General features: G+C 58.4%; 18 protein-coding genes. 7 read left to right on the top strand and 11 right to left on the bottom strand.

Features of this window, described 5'->3' with window-relative positions; translation table 11 throughout:
- Nucleotides 1-11 precede the first annotated feature (11 nt).
- From HBN68_RS16920 to HBN68_RS16890, 7 genes are all read right to left on the bottom strand, one after another.
- A complete protein-coding gene (locus tag HBN68_RS16920; RefSeq protein ID WP_094995042.1) occupies nt 12-686 on the bottom strand; it encodes an HAD family hydrolase in 675 nt (224 codons plus the stop codon).
- Complete coding sequence (locus tag HBN68_RS16915) at nt 683-1,642, bottom strand: HpcH/HpaI aldolase/citrate lyase family protein (RefSeq protein ID WP_094995043.1); 960 nt, start codon at nt 1,640-1,642, stop codon at nt 683-685. The genes HBN68_RS16920 and HBN68_RS16915 overlap by 4 nt, the downstream gene beginning before the upstream one ends.
- Entirely contained in the window at nt 1,642-2,736 is a 1,095-nt protein-coding gene (locus HBN68_RS16910) for a cysteine protease StiP family protein (RefSeq protein WP_094995044.1), read from the bottom strand. Before HBN68_RS16910 ends, HBN68_RS16915 begins: the two co-directional genes overlap by 1 nt.
- On the bottom strand, nt 2,729-3,487 hold the full coding sequence (locus HBN68_RS16905) for a trehalose phosphatase (RefSeq protein ID WP_094995045.1): 759 nt from the start codon (nt 3,485-3,487) through the stop codon (nt 2,729-2,731). The genes HBN68_RS16910 and HBN68_RS16905 overlap by 8 nt, the downstream gene beginning before the upstream one ends.
- Nucleotides 3,477-4,613 carry a phosphoribosyltransferase domain-containing protein gene (locus tag HBN68_RS16900; protein WP_169965436.1) on the bottom strand — a complete coding sequence of 379 codons (1,137 nt, stop codon included), beginning with the start codon at nt 4,611-4,613 and terminating at the stop codon, nt 3,477-3,479. The genes HBN68_RS16905 and HBN68_RS16900 overlap by 11 nt, the downstream gene beginning before the upstream one ends.
- 76 nt (nt 4,614-4,689) lie before the next feature.
- Nucleotides 4,690-5,820, bottom strand: a complete 1,131-nt coding sequence (locus HBN68_RS16895) for a trypsin-like peptidase domain-containing protein (protein ID WP_262373563.1) — start codon at nt 5,818-5,820, stop codon at nt 4,690-4,692.
- A gap of 51 nt (nt 5,821-5,871) precedes the next feature.
- Nucleotides 5,872-6,885, bottom strand: coding sequence for an ATP-grasp domain-containing protein (locus tag HBN68_RS16890; protein ID WP_094995048.1), 1,014 nt, complete (start codon nt 6,883-6,885; stop codon nt 5,872-5,874).
- 292 nt (nt 6,886-7,177) lie between these two features.
- On the opposite strand from HBN68_RS16890, the gene HBN68_RS16885 reads away from it, so the two are divergent.
- Nucleotides 7,178-7,621 (top strand): TM2 domain-containing protein, encoded by a 444-nt coding sequence (locus tag HBN68_RS16885; protein ID WP_169965440.1) that lies wholly within the window; start codon nt 7,178-7,180, stop codon nt 7,619-7,621.
- A gap of 202 nt (nt 7,622-7,823) precedes the next feature.
- On the top strand, nt 7,824-8,333 hold the full coding sequence (locus HBN68_RS16880) for a hypothetical protein (protein ID WP_094995050.1): 510 nt from the start codon (nt 7,824-7,826) through the stop codon (nt 8,331-8,333).
- A 10-nt stretch (nt 8,334-8,343) separates the two neighbouring features.
- Here the strand turns inward: HBN68_RS16880 and HBN68_RS16875 are convergent, their stop codons facing one another.
- Complete coding sequence (locus HBN68_RS16875) at nt 8,344-8,898, bottom strand: pesticin C-terminus-like muramidase (RefSeq protein WP_169965442.1); 555 nt, start codon at nt 8,896-8,898, stop codon at nt 8,344-8,346.
- 165 nt (nt 8,899-9,063) lie between these two features.
- Here HBN68_RS16875 and HBN68_RS16870 point away from each other — a divergent pair, with 165 nt between their 5' ends.
- The 3 genes from HBN68_RS16870 to HBN68_RS16860 all read left to right on the top strand — a co-directional run bounded on the left by HBN68_RS16870 (nt 9,064) and on the right by HBN68_RS16860 (nt 10,840).
- Nucleotides 9,064-9,447: a transcriptional regulator gene (locus HBN68_RS16870; protein WP_169965444.1), complete on the top strand. Its 384-nt coding sequence runs from the start codon at nt 9,064-9,066 to the stop codon at nt 9,445-9,447.
- Nucleotides 9,448-9,528: 81 nt separating this feature from the next.
- On the top strand, nt 9,529-10,176 hold the full coding sequence (locus tag HBN68_RS16865; protein ID WP_094995053.1) for a DUF2589 domain-containing protein: 648 nt from the start codon (nt 9,529-9,531) through the stop codon (nt 10,174-10,176).
- Nucleotides 10,177-10,240: 64 nt separating this feature from the next.
- On the top strand, nt 10,241-10,840 hold the full coding sequence (locus HBN68_RS16860; protein WP_249275403.1) for a DUF2589 domain-containing protein: 600 nt from the start codon (nt 10,241-10,243) through the stop codon (nt 10,838-10,840).
- Nucleotides 10,841-10,845: 5 nt separating this feature from the next.
- Here the strand turns inward: HBN68_RS16860 and HBN68_RS16855 are convergent, their stop codons facing one another.
- The gene (locus HBN68_RS16855) at nt 10,846-11,568 is read right to left on the bottom strand and encodes a histidine phosphatase family protein (RefSeq protein WP_169965446.1); all 723 of its coding nucleotides are present in this window, start codon (nt 11,566-11,568) and stop codon (nt 10,846-10,848) included.
- 334 nt (nt 11,569-11,902) lie between these two features.
- On the opposite strand from HBN68_RS16855, the gene HBN68_RS16850 reads away from it, so the two are divergent.
- Both HBN68_RS16850 and HBN68_RS16845 read left to right on the top strand, forming a co-directional pair.
- Nucleotides 11,903-13,825, top strand: a complete 1,923-nt coding sequence (locus tag HBN68_RS16850; protein WP_169965448.1) for a methyl-accepting chemotaxis protein — start codon at nt 11,903-11,905, stop codon at nt 13,823-13,825.
- Nucleotides 13,826-14,016: 191 nt separating this feature from the next.
- Nucleotides 14,017-15,282: a DUF2599 domain-containing protein gene (locus tag HBN68_RS16845; protein WP_169965450.1), complete on the top strand. Its 1,266-nt coding sequence runs from the start codon at nt 14,017-14,019 to the stop codon at nt 15,280-15,282.
- A 68-nt stretch (nt 15,283-15,350) separates the two neighbouring features.
- On the opposite strand, the gene HBN68_RS16840 is transcribed toward HBN68_RS16845, so the two are convergent.
- Both HBN68_RS16840 and ggt read right to left on the bottom strand, forming a co-directional pair.
- Nucleotides 15,351-16,796, bottom strand: a complete 1,446-nt coding sequence (locus HBN68_RS16840) for a SulP family inorganic anion transporter (RefSeq protein WP_094995056.1) — start codon at nt 16,794-16,796, stop codon at nt 15,351-15,353.
- Between the two features lie 170 nt (nt 16,797-16,966).
- A complete protein-coding gene (gene ggt, locus HBN68_RS16835) occupies nt 16,967-18,634 on the bottom strand; it encodes a gamma-glutamyltransferase (RefSeq protein ID WP_094995057.1) in 1,668 nt (555 codons plus the stop codon).
- Nucleotides 18,635-18,700: the final 66 nt, after the last annotated feature.

Here is an 18,700-nt window from a genome sequence, read left to right as displayed (position 1 = left end):
ACGAGCCGTGCTTACAGTTCTTCACGCAAGCACACATCCAGTGGCCGCTTACGGCGCCACAGTGCATGAAATTCACGCCAGTGGGGCTCTTGAGCGGCGCCAAGCATTTGTTCATCGCCCCGAGTGTCACCCCAGGCGCGCAATGTGTATTGGTCCAAAGGCCCGTATTGCGCCTCAAGACGGATGACTTTTTGCTCACAACGGCAATTGGTGCCGCTGATTTCACCGGTTAACACACCGTTAACCGCTTCCAGTTGAGTGCCGATCAAGCCAATACCCAGTTTTTTAGCGAACGGTTTGAGTACCAACTCAGGCGATGCCGAGCAAATGGTCACGAGCGCTTGCTGCTCCCGCTGGTTGGCGACAGATGTTAAGCCCAAAGGCCGCATTAACCGCTGCCACGAAACGTCACAAAATGCTTCTGCGCGTTCTTCCACCCACGCGACTTTGGCCCCCGTCAGATAGACCGTGATGAGCTTTTCCTTCAGGTCATTGCGGGAAATCTGGCCGAGCAAGTAGCTGATCGTGGCCGGGATCATCCGGAACAGGCGCATGGCGAACAGTCGATTGCCGAACGCAAAGCGTAAAAACGGTACAAAACTGTCGTGATACGTCAGCGTGCCATCGAAGTCGAAGGCCGACAGCACCTGTTTTTGTGGAACCGATTTATTTAAAACGTCGTTCAACCTACCAATTCAGCCAATCTCAGGCTGCCTCCAAAAGTGTCGGAAGGGTTACCGCACTCTGTGCGAACCCCTTGCCAATGCGCGCGCTCGATAACGGTTTGCGCCCATTTGTAATGTGTCGCCGGCTCGCACATGGCGTCGTTGAATTTGAACACTGCAGGCGCCGACTCACTCAGTATTTGGCGGGCGCTGTTCAAATCTTCAAGGGTGACTTGCAACGCCTTGTGGATAACGCTGATTTGCGACGGATGTATTGCGGTTTTACCCACAAGTCCATGGGCCATGTCCAAAGCCAGTTCCTGCTCCAGCAAGTGCGGTGTATTGAGCTGTTCAAACACTGGCGCTGTCAGCGCAAAACCCGCCGCCCCCATCACCCCGCATAACATCGGGATCACGTAACTCATGGGGGTACTGTAAAGCGTCATGGCCGGGTTACGCCGCAAGCCCAGGCAGCCCATCAAATCGTTGCCGCCAATGCGCAGGGCGATGATACGTCCCGGCAACTGTTCCAGCATGGCGTCACGCAGCTCAACCATGGCGCCCGGATCAAACACCTCCGGGGTTTCAAGCGTCGGCATCAGTGCCAGTTCGTTGCGGGTCACGGCCTGTTGCCATTGGCGAATGTTGCTCAAACGCAGTTTGGGCACGACAAAGCCGTCGACGTGACGCATCAGCGACCACTCGTTGAGTACTGCCGCCATTTCTGCATCCCGCGGGCGCACGAACAGGATCGGCCCGCCGGACAGGCGTCCACCCCGGGCTTCAATTCCCAGCAACAGGTTCTTCAAGTTGATCAGTGCCTGTTGCACGTCGGTTTCGGCGACAGCGTCTTCCAGGCACACCACCAATGAGCGCAACCCTTGAATCTTCTCGCCAAACACCACGTCCAGAATATCGGGACGGGTGGCGGGCATATACAACGTAGCGCCCAAGGCATAAGCGGAATGTCTGATCATCAACGAACACTCCTGATCACGGTCACGGCCCGGTAAGGCCCCAGCTCATCGCCGACTTCTTCGACGTCGATATTGGCCTGACGGGTAAGATGCATCAGTAACTGCACATCCTGATCGTCACGACTGCGTACCAGCACGTGGTCCGGCACGCGGCGCATCACCGCGCGCGTGGCCTCGGCAATACCCGGTTTAACGCGATTAGGGTTGCTCACCCCGAACCGCGTCGAGATACGTTCGACCGCAGCCACGGCGGAGTGTTGCAACGCCTGTGCCTGCTCGGGCGTCCACGGTTGAACCGGGGTTTGTGGCGCCAAAAGTGCGCGCTCGCGTTCGATGCTGTGGATAAAAGCCCGCGTCACATCGTGCTCGGCCAAATGCCCATACACCACGCACCCGTGCAGACCCGGATCAGTTGGCCAGATGGAGCGGGAAACCAGCCCCGACACGGTGGCACCCAGGATGCCCGACGGAATCAGCCAGTCTTCAGCCGAAGCTGACAACCACGCCCGGCCACACGGGTCAGCCAACACCACCAGTCGCGGCTCGGACGGGAAACGCGCGTCGCCCGCCAGGCTGTCGCGAATCTGACCGCTGATCGCTCCTTTACCGGTCCAACCGTCCACAAACACGATGTTCTCGGCACCGTGGGCCTTGATGATAGCTTCAAGTGCCACGCTGTCGATGCCACGATCACGAATGATGCTGATGCCGTAGTGCCGCGCGTCGCGCCCCATCTCAACCAACGCCCGACGCAGCAATACGCCCAACGGCAACCCGGCACGTACAAACGACACCAGTGCAATCGAGGCGCCTTGATAACGCGCAGTCAAAGCAAGCGCCAATGCCTGTACATCAGCGGCCATGCGCGCGCCGTTTTGCGCCAGCGCTTGCAGGTAAAGGCTTTTGTGAGTGTCAGACGGTGGGTGTTCCTGACTGATCATTTCTGAATAGTGGCGCTGCCGGGTCTGAATCAGGCGCTCTTTTTCCACTACGTCGGTGACCTCAATGTCCATCGCCCGTAACAGGAAATGCACATCATCCGGAGCATAGCTGCCACTGCCTACGGTGGTTAAACCGTCAAATGCGTCACGCATGGTCAACACTCGCCATCACATGGCTGGCCAGCTGCCCGCGACGGGGCGTCCCCCACCAGTCGCACTCGGCCATAAACCCCAAATCCGACACACTGTCGCCAAATCCCAGCATCGGCCGCTTGCCATTCACGGCCTGATCGCGACGAATCCATTCGCGCACAGCTTCGCGTTTTTGCAGCGCCAGCGGCAGAAACGCCAGATTGTTGCCATTGCCATGCACATACAACCCGTCCAGCAAGCCCCGCGCCTTGACCTCAGCCAGCACGGTCAGCAGCGCCTCGTCGGTTTCGTTGTTGTGCTTGGTGACCACGTAATGGGCCAGCCCCTGCTCCTCCACCACCCAACCGCGCAACGAAAAACCCAACTCGGCGCCAATGGCCAAGGTCTGCTCGCTCAGTTGATGCAACCGGGTTTGTTCCTGCGCCAGCAAGTCGCCCATACGTGCATGCCAGGCGGCGTCCAGCGAACCGTCGGCGGCGAGAATCACGCCACCGTGGGCACACACTGCACCGTGGGCAAACGGCAACTGCACCCGCTGATAGGCTTCGATGCTGCGCGCCGTCACCGGCACCACATCAGATGTGGCCAACAGCCACTCCACAAAGCTCTTTTGGGTGGCGTTCATGAAGCCGTTGGGCTGACCGTCCACGTCGAGCGTGGCGGTGAAACGGGGCTCATCGCTCATTTTTCGGGCGGTTTGAAACAGGGTGTCATCGAGGTCGACGAACACCAGCGGACGATTATTTGTCATCGACGATCACCTGCGCATTCAACGCGCTGACCAGCGCCGGGTCGACGGCCGCGGCCGGCGTTTCACTGCAAATCAGCACCCGGTCGAATTGGCCAGGGGCAACGTTATACAAAAAGTTGGGAATGCCCAGCCCGTAGTTATCGGAAAAAGACAACGCATGGTCAATGGCATGGCCCAAGGCAATCGGCGAACGGCTGGTGGAGCTGAAATGCACATCGGCACCCGCCTTTTCCAGGCGCTCGGCCAGCAAAAATGGACGCCAAACAAACTCGCTGGTGCCCACGACCAAGACACGTTCGCCGGGCTTGACGTGCAGATCGGGCGCCAGCGTATCGAAGTGTTCGCACGCCCCCATGCGGCCCCAGTCGCGACGCGGGTCCAACGACCAGTCACCTTGGGCAACGCTGCCCACTTCAGGCATGTCAGGCAAATCAGCGGCGGGATCTTCATGGAACGTATAGCGGCCGTCGAGCAACGAGACACTGGTCACATGCTCGCCCATCGCGTTGCGCACGGCGTCTTGCGACCAATCTGTCAGGGTCGCGGTGACCAGACGCTCAATACGCGTCAGCCCGGCATCCACCAGCGCTTTGGACAAATTGATAAAGGTATTGCCGGTTGAAGCTTCATCATCCACCAGCACCAGCGAGCGCGCAGTCATCATGCGCTCTCGGGCGACTGCATCCTGAGGCATGTGCAGTAGATGCGAACTGGCGTGGCTGTGTTCTTCTTCAAAACGGGCAAACAGCTCACCGCCAGTGGGGTGACGGGTACTGACCAGGTAGACGGTGTCATCGCGGGTCTGGCTCAAGGCACGATGTACACCGGCGCCTAGACCGACAGCGGTTTCAGCCATTCCGATGACCAGCACGGGGCCGGGCAAGTCCGCAGGAATTTTGGCCGCAAGGGCGTTGAAACTGTCAGCCATCAATGAAGGGCGCGCCGGTATATGCCGTCCGAGCACGCGCGAGACAAACAAAAAGGCGCGCTTGGGATTACGACGTTCTGCGAAATTGAAAAGGGCCTGTGGGTCAAAGGTCGATGTATTGACCTCCACCTCCAGGCGACCGCGCTTCAAGTGTGCGTGCAAAACCTTGAAGCCGGTCGGGGAGTTACCGCTGTTCATTGAAATTAATTACCTGGAAATACAAAAAAGTGAGAGACGATTCGCCAGTCAACGGGTTATGACAAGCGCGAAATCGTTACTGGAGATGGCTGGCGTCTATCCGCCATAAACCCGATTGCGCAGCACGGACCAGCTCGGGTGTGCTCAACGAGCGCTCACTGCGGCCGCGCTGTGCGGGCACGCGGGCGGCTTCGAGAAACGCCAGTACCAGCGCCGTTTTCACGGCAAAGTTCATGTTCTGCGCATCTGCCATGCTGGAGGTGACCAACCCGCCCACCAGGCCATACTGGTCAAACACCGGGCTGCCGCTGGAGCCAGGCTGAATCGGTGCGGTGAACTGCATCAGGCTGGCATCATCGCGCAGACCGAACAGCCCTGATACCACACCTTGGGAGACTTGCACCCCGCCGCCCGCCAGCCCGGCCAACGGAAAGCCCAATGTGACGACGCTTTCACCCAGCTCGCAGCCGATGCCATCCCGAAAAGTCACCGGGCTGAAAGGCGGCGCACCACTGACCCGCAGCAGCGCCAGATCATTCTTGCGATCCACCACCACGGCTTCTGCCTGAAAACGGCCCTCGAACGAGTCGATGGACAAATGGTTCAGGCCTTCAATCACGTGGGCGCACGTCAGAATATGCTGCGCGCTGACCGCAAATCCGGTGCCGGTAGCGCTATGCCGCGCCTCACTGTCGTGGGTATCGGCGCTGACCCGCTGGGGGTGGCGATCATCCAGATCAATGCCCAGGCGTCGGGCAAACGCGCTCAAACCGTAAGCCGATGCTTCAGCCAACGCGCGAAGCTTCCATTGATCCTGACGCCGGTACACCTCGGCAATCACCATCGCACTGTCGCCGTAGTCAGCCAGCGACAGACCATGCTCGATCTGATCCTCGGCTTTAAGCTCAAATGAACCCAGCTCACGCAGTGGCCCCAGTGCGCCGTACACATACAACACCAGCAGCACGCGCGTGCACGTGGCGGGCAGTTGATCCAGCGCCAAACCAAACCGGGCCAGCCCACAGGTGTCGTGCCAGTGCACCCAGGGCTGCGGTTGATGCAGCAGCGCAGGTTCGCCCACCAGACGACGCTGGTCATCCAGCGCCAGCAAGGCCAGACCGGCGTAATCACCCAACGCACCGGCCCGCGCGCTTAGAAGGGTCAATTCACTGCGCACTGACTGCAGAGGCGCGTTGCCTCCCGGCATCAATTTCATCTTCCTTGATTCCCCTGTGCCAGTACGCTTAATGAGAGGCGCTCACCTTAACAGCTCTTCCCCACGAACCGAAACGGCCACCGTAATGGCCTTGACCTGCACATCGTCACGCCATACGCCCAATGGTTGCGGCAGATTCAGACGTCGGGTAGCGAAAATGCCTGGCAGGTTGACGCCGGTTTCTCGGGTGTAACCGATGCCGCCCGAATAGCGCAGATTGATCTCCAGCAAATGCGGTTGGCCATTGGCGTCATCACGGGTTTGCACATTGACGATGCCATCGCAGCCGAAATGCTCAGCCGCCCTGACCGCCAGTTGTACCGCGGCACTGTCGCGCTCGAACGATTGCATCAGGCCTTGCTTGCGCCGCCCGACGAACGCCACGGCTTTGCCCGCTTCGCACACCATGTCCACCGAACACTCACTGCCCGGCATGTAAGGCATCACCAGTAGCGGCTTGGGCTGCCCGGACTGGCCATACGCTTGCGCGAAGACACTCAGGTTCACTTCGTGAGAATCGGCGTTGGCGAAGCTTCGAAACGGGTCGACTTCTTCCGACACGCGCCAGAACCCTTGGCCATAAATACCGCGCGTGGGCTTCACACACACCGGCCCTTCACGGGACAACTCGTCGTAGGCGCGCTCCAGCTCGGCTTGCGTGTGCACGGTGATTGCGGGGATACAGGCCAATCCGGCCGCCGATGCATCGCGGGTGAACACCGACTTGTCGTCCACCCGTTCGAAGGTGTCGAGGCTCAGTGCGCCCGTCACCAATTCCAAACCGGCGCGCTCAAAATCGGCGCGATGCGCTTCATATACGTGCCCCACCCGCCCGGCCAGCACCACCTTGATGCCATGGGCGCACGCGCTTTCGATCACCCAGGCAACGCGCGCCTCATTGTCTTGTGGCTCGCGCAAGGCCACGTCCGCCAGCCCGGTAATCTCGGGACGGCTTTGGCGGTGCGAGGCCAGAATTTGAACACGTTCGGGCAGCGCCGCACGGGCGCCCGCAATGACGTCGCGCTGGCTGGATTGCCCTTCAAGAAACCAGATCATGGACATCCTTAAGTACACAGGGAGGAAAGAGACACTAAGCGCGGAATTCTACGCCAGCTCACTTCAATTTGAACGCAACTGAACAGTGCTATTGAAATGCCACTACCGCGCATGCTCCAATTACCGCCCTTTTTTGAAACATTCGGCATTAATTGGCTCTGACCGGCTCATATGCGGTCGTCGATTGGCATTAAACCTGTTCAGGTTTAAATGCGTCGTTTGCCCGGAACAGACTTAGCAGCAACTCATCTATCTACCCCTCGTATAGAGAGGGGAAAACAAGGAGCAGTACATGAAAGGCAAGGTTCTTGAGTTCAACTCGGCAAGTCGCACCGGCACCATCTCCGCGGATGACGGCAACCGTTACGCGTTCAGCGTAGATCAGTGGAAAAGCGCGGTACTGCCAAAGGCTGGCAGCAGTGTGGATTTTTCCGCCAATGCCAACAACGCCGAAGCAATCTTCCTGGATGGCCCTGCCGCGTCGGGCAACTCGAAGAAAATCCCGGCAGCCCTGCTGGCGTTTTTCCTGGGTGCATTTGGCGCGCACAAGTTCTATCTGGGCTACAACGCCCAGGGCATCATCATGCTGCTGGTGTTCCTGTTCGGCTTCATCCTGTTGGGTGTTCCTTCGATGATTATCGGCCTGATCGCCTTCATTGAATTCATCATCTACCTGACCAAGACCGACGAAGACTTCGAACAGACCTACGTGGTCGGTCGCAAGCCCTGGTTCTAAGCCAACAGGCTTTTCCTCTGTCGCCGCTGACGAGCGGCGCAGCGGGTGCAGTACGTGCAGCGCCCGGCCAACCCGCAGCGCTGCGTGTATTGAGTCCGCCGCGACAATGATCCACAGCAATAGATCCTGACTTGGCGTGGCCGTTCGCGGCCAATTGGCTACGCTCAACTGACGCTGTATTTAACCCGTCAAGGAGCCTGACATGACCATTAACGTCACCAGTAAAACCCTGAGCGCGTATAACGCGCAGTTGGCCTTTAACACGGCCACGGCCTATTTGAGTCAATCCGGGCTTGCCGACTATTTGATCAAGCAGCTCGAGAAACAAGATCAAGTGCAGCTCTCGATTGAGGTCAGTGGCGACCCCGCCCACGCCAATGAAAATGCGTCGGATGACGGCAAAATCTTCTGGAGCCTGCGCAGTGACGCTTTGTACAGCGACGAAGCGAGCGATGTTTCATCCTTGCTGGACAAAGCCCCCGCCGAGCGAAAACCTTACATCGCCAGCCACCTGAACCTGCTGCACGTGCTGGCTCTGGCCTGCGAGCAACTCAACAACCACCTCAACTTTCGCGATGCCGACGCTACATGGCCCTGGCTGGACGAGACGACGCTCAGCGCCAGCGATATTGAAAACTTCGTCGCCCGTGAACTGTTAGACCAATCTTGGCCTGCTGACCAGAATTGGGACCGTGTGCTCAAAGACTCGTAAGGCTCCCGCCTCACGCCAGCGCGGCCTTGAGTAACGCCGCTTCGCGCTGGCGCCGCGAGGGATAGCGATCACCGAACCGGTTCAACGTGGCCCAAGCGCCCGGCCAGTCCCCATGGACGACTTGCTGCCAAAAGTGGGGGGTGCGACGCGCCAGATTCCCGTACTGGAAAGCCACCGAGGCAATCACGGTTTGCATGGCGCCGGGCAACGCAGTGAAATCCACCCCGCTGGCGGCTAGGTAATCACGCGCCAGCGTTGCAATAAATGGTTGCTTGAACGCTTGATCCAGCTGCTGCGCTTGCACGGCACTGATCTGCAACGGCTGTTTTCGCAAGACCTCAACGGCTGCAGCGCCCTTCACGCCCACATAAGGTGTAAGCAACTGTTGCAGCTCACATGACAACCCTAGTGCCGCCAAATCGCTTGCCTGACGCTGGCCCAAATCAAAACCGGTGGCCAGGGTCACCCCGCTGCGGCTGTGGATAACGTCTGGCACATAGCCCTGGGTGACGCACGCGCCTTCCAGGCGGGCAATAAACGAGAAATCGATGGCGAATCCGGACATGACGTTTTCCTTGAACCCTAGGGGAAAACGCAGTGCACCACCCAGGTGACACCCGATGTCACTTGGTAATAATTCCTATCTGCAAGGGGTGTATTTCCTACTTATAAGGGGGTGGCACGCGTCCTTAGTATCCAAATGGACACTTAAGATTCCAAGGACCGAACAATGGACGTCAACGACCTCAACCTGGTCAACATTCGCCAACTGCCCCACTCGTTGCAAGCGCTCATCGACTGCGTGGGGCTGGAGCATGCTTACACACTGACCTGCGCGTTTGGCGGAAGGCCCAAGTACATCCCCAAACACGCCGAACGTACGTCGCTGTCGCAGATTTTGCCGCCCGATGCGCTGGGCGCCCTGATCAAGCGTTTTGCCGGGCTGGCGCTGGAAATCCCCAAGGCCGATCACTTTTGCCGCCAGATCCGTAATCAGCATATCCAGCAGGAAACCTGCCAAGGCCTGTCGCGCAGCAGGCTGGCGGACAAATACGGTTTGAGCCTGCGCCAGATCGGCAATATCCGGCGCCTTGAAAGCCCCACTACAAGGTAATCGGTTCCTGCTGAATGGCTCCAGGGCGAGCCCATAAAGTGACAGTGCGCACCCTCGCGCAACTCAATACGGAGATTGACCATGTCACACATCGATTCAGGCCTTATTGGCTCAGTGATCAACGCATTGCCGCTGGACCGCATGATTGCCGGCCCGCTGCAGGCCATGATTCAGGCTCAGGTGCAGGCCAGCAAGTCGTATGCCGACTTCCTCATGGGCGTGTGCATTCAGGATGGCAAAGCCGTTTCGGTACAGTTTGATTACGACGAAACACTGGTGGACGACCAGGGCGTCTACAAGGGAACCGTCACCAAGCAGATGCGCATCCCGCTGTTGGCGGCGATCAGTCACCCGAACATCACCATTGAAGAAGGCAACATCGATTTCGAGCTGACCATCAGCCAACAAGCCGAAAGCGCTCGCGAAACCAGTGCCGAAGGCAGCTTTGCCGCCTCGATGGGCTGGGGGCCATTCAATGTCTCGATCAAGGGCTCAGCCAGCCACAAAGCGTCACAAACCCGCAAAACCGACACCCGGGCGCGTTATGCGATCAGTACCAAGGTGGTACGTCAGGACCCGCCTGAAGCGCTGATGCGCGTGATCGACTTCCTCACCGATGCTGCCACCAAGCCCATCGTCATGCCGAATGCGACTGCGCAACATCTGGATGCCCTGCCGACCGCTGGCGTGCTGCCAGCGCCGGGAGCCGCCGCAACAGACCCGACCTAACCCAGCCCACGTGACCCCGTTCCTGGCAACGGGGTCGCTTATCTCACGCCAAGGAGTGTGAAATATGGCGCTTTTCAATCGCCACAAAGACCCGCTGGCCTTGCCTGACCGACGTAAGCAACCCATGGCGGCCTGCGACTTGAGCAGCATTACCCGCGGTTTGCAGCAAGCCGCCGCTGCGACGCAAAACCTGGTGGCGCAGCAATACATCAAACTGTTCGACCAGTTTTTCGACTACGACATTGATGATCTGGGAACCCCGATGAAAGCCAAGATGGTAGAGGTGGCGCTGGATGAACAGCACACCATGCGCGTGCCGCTGGTGACGCTAGTGGCACCGCGCGGTTTGGCGCTCGAGGCGATGAAGGTTGATCTGTCGGTGCGCATGCACGCCACCGAGCAGCAAAAGGCCAGCCATGCACTGGAAAACGGCGAACTGGATTGCGCGCAGTTCTTCGTCACGTTTGGCGGGGACAAAAACGATGTTCACACCCGCAAAACCGATGAAATGCAAATCAGCATGGAATTTCGCGCGTGCGAACCACCCGAAGCGATTCACCGCATGATCGAGGAATACACCCAACTCATCAGCCCGGTGCGCAATGGCGCATCAGACGCTTCGTCAAATCCGGCCCGATCATTGTGCGTATTGAGTGAACCTTGAACCCCTTAGAAGTTCGAGGTTTCAAGCCCGCGGTGCAGCCCTGCCACGACCATCGGCAGGACACGGTCCCAGTCAGCGGTTTCGATATAACCCAGCATCGTTGGCTGTGCGTCTGGTGAAGGAACATCAATAAACAGCGACGCGCCGTAACCAAACGCAGTGTCGGTGGCCACGTGCAGCGACTGCTCCAGTTGGTCCATGCATTCGCTGTGGGTGACCAGCACCAGATTGCGCCCCGGCACTTTGTGTTTGAGGGCGTCACTCAACAGCGTGCCACGGCAGTTAAATAACCAGTCCTGAGCCTGCACCGGGCGCTCGAACATTAAACCGGCCGTCTGCCGGGTTCGTGTCAGCGGGCTGCTGTAGATGTCGACGTTCTGCAGGCCCATTTTCAGGAAGTCGGCACCCAGTTGGCGGGCGGTATCAGTGGCACGTACGGTCACCCCATCGACCGGTCCCAGGCACGGCGCAATGGACCGGTCGCAGCGCTCGACATGACGCACCAGCGCAATCACGTCGCCTTGAGCCCAACTGCGGGTCAGCGCCTGCACGCGATCAAAATGGCGTGTCTGGGCCAGATTCGGCGCCGACGCGGGCGCCAGTAACTGAACCGTGAGGGCTAACGCCAACACGCTGGCGGCCAGCACCACTACAACATTGCGGTAACGCGCGAACGCACTGCGCAGCGTTAAACCTTTAACGTCGGTAAGGCCGAGACTTGGCGTCAAAATAGCACTACCCCTGTAGGACTTATTAAGTGAAACAGGCCGATAAGCCGTCGATACAAGGCAGATCCTTGCACGCTCAGGCCATCAGCCGACTGAACAGAAGTCTAAAAACAGGCACGTTGGGGATCGGTGAAACGGATGTGAAAAAAAACGTGAGCGCACAGCCTTTCCCCCACTGTTTAAAGGGCTTCTGACCGTTTATCGATCTGTTTAAAAAACGTTTCAGCTCTGAGCCAAGCCGCCGATACAGCCCAATACACCTTCTGCTGGGCCAGAACAAAAAGACTCTCCAGCGAAATCTCGATCAAGAAGCGAACGGTTCCTGGAGGAACGCATGAACAGCTGGCTGAGCAATATCAGCGTCAATATGAAACTCGCACTGGGCTTTGGCCTGGTGTTGACCCTTACGTTATTAATGGCCATCAGCGACTGGCTCAGCCTGGACAAGCTGATCGATCGCAGTAACTGGATGAGCGACATCACCCGCCTCAACACATCGCTGACCAACCTGCGTGTTGCACGCTTGCAGTACATGCTCACCGATGGCGACGAAACTGCGGCGCAAAACGTTCAGTCCAATCTGGAGGCCTTTGTGGTGCAGCAGAAAAACCTGATTGCCACATTCAAAAGCCCGGAAAACCTCAAGCTGCTCAATGAACAGCACGAGATCATCAAGCGCTACCAGTCGGCTCTGGTCACCATGCGCAAAGCGTATGTGGAATCGGCGGTGTCTCGCGATGACATGGACACGTACTCGAAAGTCGCTCGCGACGCGATGGACCTGTTGAAAAGCCGCGTCATGCAGAGCAGCGCCAGTGAACAGGACCGCTTTGAGCAACTGGACACGCTGTCCACCGTTCGCGAAAAATTCCTGATCGCCCGTTATCAAGTCCGCGCCTACATTGCTTCCCAGACCACAGCCAACGAACAGGCCGCACGCCAGCAACTCAACGACGCCATTGCCAGCCTGACCGCGCTCAACACCTATTTTGTCGCCAGCGCTCCTGAAACCCTTCGCACCCTTGACGATGCCTTGGCGCACTATCAGCACGCCTTGCAGGTGTACGCCGACACTGACAAAACCATCGCTAACATGCGCAAGGAAATGACCGACTACGGGTCGGGCATCCTCAGCCGCAGTGATGAGCTGTACAAAATCCAGCTGGAGCGTCGCGACAGTGAAAGCGAGAGCGCCAACACCATTCAATTGATCAGCACGCTGCTGGTGCTGTTGTTCGGGATATTGGCTGCCGTGGTCATTACCCGTCAGATCACCCGCCCACTGCGCGAAACCCTGGACGTTGTCGAGCGCATTGCCGGGGGCGATTTGAGCCAAAACCTGCGTGTGACCCGTCGCGATGACCTGGGTGTATTGCAACAGGGCATTGCGCGCATGGGCACCACATTGCGCGAGCTGATCGGCGGCATCCGCGATGGCGTAACGCAGATTGCCAGCGCAGCCGAAGAGCTGTCGGCCGTCACCGAACAGACCAGTGCCGGGGTCAACAGCCAAAAGATCGAGACCGATCAAGTGGCCACTGCCATGCACGAAATGACTGCCACGGTGCAGGAAGTTGCACGCAACGCTGAAGATGCTTCGCAAGCTGCGGCGGCTGCCGACACTGAAGCCCGCGAAGGCGATCAGGTGGTCAATCAGGCCATCGACCAGATCGAGCGTCTGGCCGTTGAAGTCGGGCGCTCGACCGAAGCCATGGCCGTGTTGCAACAGGAAAGCGACAAGATCGGCAGCGTGATGGACGTGATTAAAGCGGTGGCCGAACAAACCAACCTGCTGGCCCTCAACGCCGCCATTGAAGCCGCACGTGCCGGTGAAGCCGGTCGCGGGTTTGCCGTCGTAGCGGATGAAGTCCGTGGGCTGGCCCAGCGTACGCAAAAGTCCACCGAAGAAATCCAAACGTTGGTCGCTGCCCTGCAAAGCGGCACCCAACACGTGGCCAGCGTGATGAACAGCAGCCGCAGCCTGACCGACAGCAGCGTCACCCTGACCCGCCAGGCCGGCACGTCACTGCAAGGCATCACGCGTACCGTGTCCAACATCCAGTCGATGAACCAGCAAATCGCCGCTGCGGCGGAACAACAGAGCGCCGTGGCAGAAGAAATCAGCCGCAGCATCATCAACGTGCGTGACGTGTCGGAACAAACCGCCGCCGCGAGCGATGAAACGGCCAAGTCCAGCGTCGAACTGGCCCGTTTGGGCAACCAGCTGCAAATGATGGTGAGCCACTTCAAAATCTGAAACAGCCTCCATGACATGACCCTGAGCCCTTCTAAATGAAGGGCTTTTTGTTTTCAAACAGGGTCAACGCCAACCCCGCTTCAGCGCCCGGAGTCGACGTCGCACTGGGGCGACCTGTCATTTCTGACAGTATAAATACCGAGTGAAATCACTTAATAAAGGAGCAGCCCACTCAACCGTTAGAGCATTGAATGACGACAATGATCATCTCGGACGGATGCCCCCCGATAAAACGGCTAATAAAAACAACATGGGTCAATGGCACGCTAACCCGCCTGGTTTATTTGACGGCCCTGGCCTGCATCACGTTTAACGCACTGGCTGAACCAGGAGATGACATCGCCGCCGAGATGACCCGTTACTACCTGTCCACTGTTGAGTCTTGTGCTGATGGGCAACGGCCGGCCTATTACTGTTCGGGCCTGATGATAAAGAACACGCGAAGCCGTCCAGGGCATTACGCATGGAATCCGGGGCGCGCCTCAACTTCAAGCGGGGGCATCTCCTTCATCTACTTGCGCGCCGACACCCGGTTCAATAACCCCGACGCCAATAAGCTCAATGGTTTTGTGCTTTATCCTTATGGCCATGCCCACCCGCCCATTAAAAAAGCGCCCCAAGTACTGTGCTCTTTCCCTCTCGATGCGGGGACACACAAACGGGACGATAAAGGGTGCGGGGATCAATTCGATACGTCGGCCGTCGAAACGTCTTGTGAAGCACTGAACATTCATACGGCTGAAGACTGGGTAGACGACCATTTGAAAACCGATGGCGCCCTCAGAAAGCAATGCGGCTTCCGTGAGGTCAGCGGTCGCTTTGAAGAAAAGGGGGCGCAACACTTTTATGCCAGCCTGAAGGCCAGGTCACTGCTGCTTAAAAACTCAGACCAACTTGAATACGACACCTTTGAAACACCCAACAAGCTGCGCTTATCGACGTGGGCAGAAAACCCGGATTCGCTGCCGATCATGGCGTTCTTTTACGTAGACGATCCGTATCTGGGCAGCGGGCTGGCGGCCGCTCAACAGGATCAGCTGGATTGGGTTGTGGAGAATAAGCGCGCCTACACCCCCATTATCAAAATCACCTACCCGGCCACCATGAATGAGCACGCGGTCTTCACATTCAATCAAGCCGATCAACGGGTTTGCCCCACCTACTTCGATGCGGCCCGTTGGGTATTAAAAGAGGGCAAATGGTTGTTAGTCGTCACGCCCAGCGCGTGCAGTCAGACCGTCGCGATGTTTAATAGCCAGGCCGCGAGTAAAGAGTTGGTGGCGCTGCACGGCGCAGATGCAGAGTTCAACGTCTTGCCGCCGGGGCATTCGATCACGGAGCAACTCCAGTGCCTGGCCTCCAACTACCGCAACGCTGCCCAATGGCAGATCGCCCCCTGGCGTTCTGCCGACGGTTTGACCCAGGCTCACGTCCTGGCGGCGAACTGCCACCCTTAGCGCACGCTCAGGCAGAACTCGTCGGGAACGCTTTTGAAAAGGTATGGCCGGATCGGTGCGCTGCCTGATTACACCGCGTGCACACGCGCACGTTTGAGCAGTTTTTTGCAGCGCTCGGACACGTGCAGTACCCGCAGATGTTTACCTGCCTTGGCATAGCGCTCGCGCAGCGTGATCAGTGCGGCAATGGCCGAGTAGTCGACAAAGCTCAGGTGGCGGCAATCGAGCGTCACCTCAGCAGGGTCGTTGGCCGGATCGAACTGATTCAAAAACGCGGTCGTGGACGCGAAAAACAACGTGCCATGCACGCGGTACAGTTTGCTGCCATCACGCTCCAGCGAGCTGTCGGCGTACAACTGGCGCGCTTGCTGCCAGGCGAAGTTCAGCGCGGCAATGATGATGCCGCACAGCACCGCAAAGGCCAGGTCGGTGAACACCGTAATCACCGTCACGGCAACGATCACCAGCACGTCGTTGAGCGGCACTTTGTTCAGCACCCGCAACGAGGCCCAGGCAAAGGTTTGTTGCGCCACCACAAACATCACGCCCACCAGCGCCGCCAGGGGAATGCGCTCAATAAACGGCGACAGAAACAGCACGAACAACAGAATCATGACCCCCGCCACCCCACCTGACAGTCGTCCACGACCGCCGGAGCTGAGGTTGACCACGGTCTGGCCAATCATCGCGCACCCGCCCATACCGCCGAACACGCCGGACACCATGTTCGCAGCACCCAGTGCCACGCATTCGCGGTCAGGGTAGCCACGGCTTTCGGTGATTTCGTCCGTCAGGTTGAGGGTGAGCAACGTTTCCAGCAGGCCGACCATGGCCATCAAAAAGGCGTAGGGCGCAATGATGCGCAGCGTGTCGAAGGTCCATGGGATCTGCGGCAGGCTGAAGCTCGGCAAGCCGCCTGCGATATGAGCCATGTCACCTAGCGTGCGGGTCGGCAAGCCCAGCACGTACACCGCCACCCCCACACCCACAATCGCCACCAGTGCGGGCGGCGCCACTTTGGTCAGGCGCGGCAGGCCGTATACAACGAGCATCGTCAGCGCCACCAGCCCGGCCATCACATACAACGGCGTGCCGGTGAGCCAGTGGCCGTCACGTTTGAAATGCTCCAACTGGGCCATGGCAATGATGATCGCCAGCCCGTTGACGAACCCGAGCATCACCGGGTGCGGCACCATGCGCACCAGCTTGCCGAGCCTGAGCAGTCCGAACACCATCATGATCAGGCCGCCCAGTAACACCGTCGCGAGGAAGTACTGCACGCCGTGCTGCACCACCAGCGCGATAATCACCACCGCCATCGACCCGGCTGCGCCGGACACCATGCCCGGCCGCCCGCCGAAGAGCGCGGTCAACGTGCAAATGATGAACGCGCCGTACAGGCCCATTAACGGGTTGAGGTGAGCCACCAGCGCAAAAGCGATGCACTCGGGCAGCAAGGCAAAGGACGTCGTGAGTCCGGCCAGAACATCGGCGCGCAGACGGGAGATTTTCATGGAGTACCTAAATCGGGGCATTCAGAAGGGCGTTTCAGAAACAGATGGTAACAAACTGTGGAGCACTGAGATAACTGTAGCCGCTGACGGGGGGAGCAAGGCAGCGCTCCGGGTGTGAACGCGCGTTGCACGCGTTCGCAGCCTCGTACCCCGACAGCGACTACAAGGGGTTACTTCACGACTTTGCCAACACCACGGCCACGCGGGTCGGAGGCTGTTTCAAGCTGGGTGCCATTGACACGGATAGCCTGGATGTCACCCATGTTCCAACCCTGATCTTCCAGGGTGTAGCCCATGGCTTTCAGCTCGTCAGCCACTTTGCCGGTAATCGGTGCGTAGGCATCAAAGTAAATGGTGTCTTTGGGCAGCAATTGGTGATGCACACGCTGCGCCGCGACGGCTTTCTCCAGCGGCAGGTTGTAGTCATACAGGTTGTTCAGCACCTGGAAAATCGAGGTAAAGATCCTCGAACCACCGGGCGTACCCAGTACCAGCGTAACCTCGCCATCCCGGGTCACCAGCGTCGGGCTCATCGACGACAGCATGCGCTTGCCAGGTTCAATCGCATTGGCATTGCCGCCCACCACACCGAACGAGTTGGCCACGCCCGGTTTCGAGCTGAAGTCATCCATTTCGTCGTTGAGCAGGAAACCCGCACCTTTGACGACAACCCCGCTGCCGTAATCCCAGTTCAACGTGTAGGTATTGCTAACAGCGTTGCCGTCTTTATCAACGATGGAAAAGTGCGTGGTCTGATGCGGTTCCAGGCCCGGTTTGACTTTTTCTGTCGCCGAAATGGCTTTAGGATTGACCTCTTTCGCACGTTTGACGATATACGCCGGGTCAGTCAACTCAGCCACGGGCATTTTGCCGAAATCCGGGTCGCCCAAGTAATCGGCGCGGTCAGCGAACACGCGCTTTTCAATTTCAGCCAGCAGGTGGATGTACGGCGCAGAGTTCAGTTCAACCCCGTTGAAATCCGCTGCCCGTTCTTCTTTGATGCCGATCAGTTGCGCCAGCGCGATCCCGCCTGAGCTTGGCAATGGCGCGGTGTACAGGGTATTGCCGCGGAAATCCACACGCATCGGCTCACGCCAGTTGACCTTGTACTCATTCAGGTCGTCCTTGGTGATCAGACCCTTGTCCTGCTGCATTTGGGCAACCAGCAAATCGGCGGTTTCGCCCCGATAGAACTCTTTGGCGCCTTGATCGGCAATACGTTCAAGGGTGGCGGCCAGTTCCGGCTGCTTGAAGGTCTCACCCGGCTTCATGCTGCCGAAATAATCCCCGAAGTTAGTGGTGCCGTTGAACAGCTTCAACGCATCCTCGCGGTATTGGTACTGCTTGTCCGCAACCTTGAAACCATTTTTTGCGTAACCCACGGCCGGGGTCAGCAGCTCCGACCACGGTAGTTTTCCGAAGCGCTGATGCGCCTCCCACAAGCCCATGACCGTGCCCGGCACACCGGCTGCACGTGAACCCACCAGGCTCATGTTTTCGATGATTTCGCCTTTGTCGTTCAGGTACATGTCGCGGCTGGCAGCTTTGGGAGCTGTTTCGCGGTAATCGAGAAAGTAAGGTTTGCCATCGATGAACAACGTCATGAAGCCGCCCCCGCCGATGTTGCCGGCTTCGGGGTAGGTCACGGCCAGGGTGAACGCCGTAGCGACGGCAGCATCGACAGCATTGCCGCCTTTTTTGAGAATTTGCGCAGCAACTTCAGCGCCATATTGATCCGGGGCAGCCACTGCGCCCCCTTCCAGAGTGACGGCGAACGCCGACGAGCTGGCTGCAATCGCAGCCGCCAAAGTCAGGGATTTGAACCAGACAACACGCATGGGGACTTCCTTTTATTTTTGTATGACGGTGCTGAACCTTGTCTGATTTCAGTTACGTTTTCAAAC

Origin of the sequence: Pseudomonas sp. WS 5078 (genome assembly GCF_012985745.1) — a bacterium.
In the GTDB taxonomy this organism is placed as follows: Bacteria; Pseudomonadota; Gammaproteobacteria; order Pseudomonadales; family Pseudomonadaceae; genus Aquipseudomonas; species Aquipseudomonas lundensis_A.
This window is presented reverse-complemented; position numbering and strand designations above follow the sequence as displayed.

Coding starts and splice junctions, on each gene's coding strand:
- HBN68_RS16880 (WP_094995050.1), top strand. CDS start 7,824: ATGACCATTAACGTCACCAGTAAAACCCTGAGCGCGTATAACGCGCAG.
- HBN68_RS16845 (WP_169965450.1), top strand. CDS start 14,017: ATGACGACAATGATCATCTCGGACGGATGCCCCCCGATAAAACGGCTA.
- HBN68_RS16905 (WP_094995045.1), bottom strand. CDS start 3,487: ATGACAAATAATCGTCCGCTGGTGTTCGTCGACCTCGATGACACCCTG.
- HBN68_RS16875 (WP_169965442.1), bottom strand. CDS start 8,898: ATGTCCGGATTCGCCATCGATTTCTCGTTTATTGCCCGCCTGGAAGGC.
- ggt (WP_094995057.1), bottom strand. CDS start 18,634: ATGCGTGTTGTCTGGTTCAAATCCCTGACTTTGGCGGCTGCGATTGCA.
- HBN68_RS16840 (WP_094995056.1), bottom strand. CDS start 16,796: ATGAAAATCTCCCGTCTGCGCGCCGATGTTCTGGCCGGACTCACGACG.
- HBN68_RS16910 (WP_094995044.1), bottom strand. CDS start 2,736: ATGCGTGACGCATTTGACGGTTTAACCACCGTAGGCAGTGGCAGCTAT.
- HBN68_RS16900 (WP_169965436.1), bottom strand. CDS start 4,613: ATGAACAGCGGTAACTCCCCGACCGGCTTCAAGGTTTTGCACGCACAC.
- HBN68_RS16870 (WP_169965444.1), top strand. CDS start 9,064: ATGGACGTCAACGACCTCAACCTGGTCAACATTCGCCAACTGCCCCAC.
- HBN68_RS16915 (WP_094995043.1), bottom strand. CDS start 1,642: ATGATCAGACATTCCGCTTATGCCTTGGGCGCTACGTTGTATATGCCC.
- HBN68_RS16860 (WP_249275403.1), top strand. CDS start 10,241: ATGGCGCTTTTCAATCGCCACAAAGACCCGCTGGCCTTGCCTGACCGA.
- HBN68_RS16850 (WP_169965448.1), top strand. CDS start 11,903: ATGAACAGCTGGCTGAGCAATATCAGCGTCAATATGAAACTCGCACTG.
- HBN68_RS16895 (WP_262373563.1), bottom strand. CDS start 5,820: ATGCCGGGAGGCAACGCGCCTCTGCAGTCAGTGCGCAGTGAATTGACC.
- HBN68_RS16890 (WP_094995048.1), bottom strand. CDS start 6,885: ATGATCTGGTTTCTTGAAGGGCAATCCAGCCAGCGCGACGTCATTGCG.
- HBN68_RS16885 (WP_169965440.1), top strand. CDS start 7,178: ATGAAAGGCAAGGTTCTTGAGTTCAACTCGGCAAGTCGCACCGGCACC.
- HBN68_RS16865 (WP_094995053.1), top strand. CDS start 9,529: ATGTCACACATCGATTCAGGCCTTATTGGCTCAGTGATCAACGCATTG.